This is a genomic window from Paraburkholderia sp. Ac-20342 (assembly GCF_017104985.1).
In the GTDB taxonomy this organism is placed as follows: domain Bacteria; phylum Pseudomonadota; class Gammaproteobacteria; order Burkholderiales; family Burkholderiaceae; genus Paraburkholderia.
Genome location: NZ_JAAGPQ010000205.1, coordinates 1 through 1,902 on the forward strand (window position 1 = coordinate 1; position 1,902 = coordinate 1,902).

Below are 1,902 nucleotides of genomic sequence, written 5' to 3' on the forward strand. Positions count from 1 at the left end.
CCCGAGTTCGACAGATTCTTGCGTAAGTCTTTGATTTCGCTACATCAGGGGTAGCGTTTTTGTCCCTACAAGGCGTCGGCGGTCGGGGTTGGCAGGTTCAGTGTCTGGAAGAGCTCCTTCTGTTCAGCGCTTAGCGTCGAAAGACCTGAGGCGGCCTGTTCCCGGTGCAGGGTGACTTGGTGGAACTGAATGCGTCGGGCCATCTCCAGTGCCCGCTCGGGTGAGTATGGGTTGCCTCGGTCCTTGAGCCGCATGCGCAGCACGCGGTAGAGGACCAGCGCGAGGAAGCAGATCAGCGCATGGGCGCGAATGCGATTGGGCAGGCGGTGGAACACCGGCGCGATGTCGATCTCGGACTTCAGCACCCGGAAGCCACGCTCAATGTCGGCCAGCGCCTTGTAGCGAGCCACGACGTCGGCAGCAGTAAGGTCCGGCACGTTAGTCACCAGGATCAGTTTGCCGTCCATCATGCGTGCACGCGTGAGCGCACGCTCGTCGATGTCATAGGTGAACCGATCCGACTTCAGGTTGACCTTGATGATCGAGGCAAGCTTTTCTTCGCACACGGCCTGGTAGAAGCGCGCCTTAGCGCCACTGTCCGAGAGCTGCCGTCCCTTGAAGCGCCGACCACCGTCCTGCCCGTCAAGCTTGCCGGCCAGACGTGCAGCCTCAGTTTCGAGTTCGGCGATACGCGCATCGCGCCGTGTCGTGAGCTCAGCGGCCAACTCCGGTTGATGCGCAACGATCAGGCGCTGGCCCTGCCATTGGAATTCCCCGAGCATTTCCGTCTGTGCTTTCAGGCAGGTCTGCGAGTGGAACTCGGCAAGCAACTCGTCAAAGTCGCTATAGCGACGCGCCGGCACGGCCAGGATGAATTCCAGCGGCCGGTCGTGAACCTGAATCGCCTGTACCGCTTCCAGGTTGTCCAGCGACAGCAGCCCGCGGTCGGCCACCAGCACCACACGGCGAATCGGATAACGCGCCAGCACCTTCTTGAGTGTGGGCACCAGCGTATGCGTTTCGGCCGCATTGCCGGCGAACACTTCGTGATGAATCGGCAATCCTTCGGCGGTCTGTACAACGCCGAGCATCACCTGTCGCGCAATATCGCCTTCCTTGGCCAGGCCGAATTGCCGCAACTCGCCGACCAGTTCGGACTGACCTTCGGTGCGAATCGTGGTCAGGTCATAGAAGACGATCGACAGTTCCTGGTCGATCAGCGGGCGCAGCAGCGACGCGAGCGTGTCATCGATCGCGTCGGCGCAGTCCGCCAGGGTATCCATGGTGCGCAGCAAGCGCTGATGCGTAACGGCGTCGGCTGCGACCTCGGGCACTCGCGTGCCTTCGAGCCAGCGCGAGATACCCAGTTTCGATTCGGGATCGCACAGCCGGTTGAACACCATCACGCGCAGCAGACGCTCAGCGTCGAATTGGCGATGTGGACGCAAGATACGTCGCAACGCATCGTCCAGGCCGAGTTCCTTCCACAACGCGGTGAGCATCCACGTATCGCCCACCGTCAATGCCGGCGCAAACGACACCTCGCCGGTGCCCTGCTCGAGCGTGGGCTTGCCCGCGGCGCGCAGTAGCCCACTGATGAGCGCATTGCTCTCGCCGGCGAGGAGCGCTTCAAGGCGCCCGAGCGTGGCGATCACACGCTGGCGCGAGACGCCGCGCTCGTCGCGAAACGATTCCACCAGCTTCACGTACTGGCGTTTGTCGGAGGTGGTGATCTTCACGAACATGTCGCCACTTTAGGCGACACAAGGCTGGGAAACAAGGGCTCACAGAAAATTTCGTGTCACTACAACGCATCGACAACCACGGACGCCAAGTGTTTGATCTATAAGGTGCTCTGGGTCGAAATTGCCTCAAATTCCGGCCGGAAATGTCGAACTCGGG

1 protein-coding gene is annotated in these 1,902 nt (G+C 61.4%); it reads right to left on the reverse strand.

Annotation, left to right across the window (positions count from 1 at the left end):
- Positions 1-65: 65 nt before the first annotated feature.
- Complete coding sequence (locus tag G3N58_RS33760; RefSeq protein ID WP_206001360.1) at positions 66-1,745, reverse strand: IS1634 family transposase; 1,680 nt, start codon at positions 1,743-1,745, stop codon at positions 66-68.
- Positions 1,746-1,902 lie beyond the last annotated feature (157 nt).

Excerpts from the sequence above, each read along its gene's own strand:
- G3N58_RS33760 (WP_206001360.1), bottom strand. The coding sequence starts at position 1,745 with ATGTTCGTGAAGATCACCACCTCCGACAAACGCCAGTACGTGAAGCTG.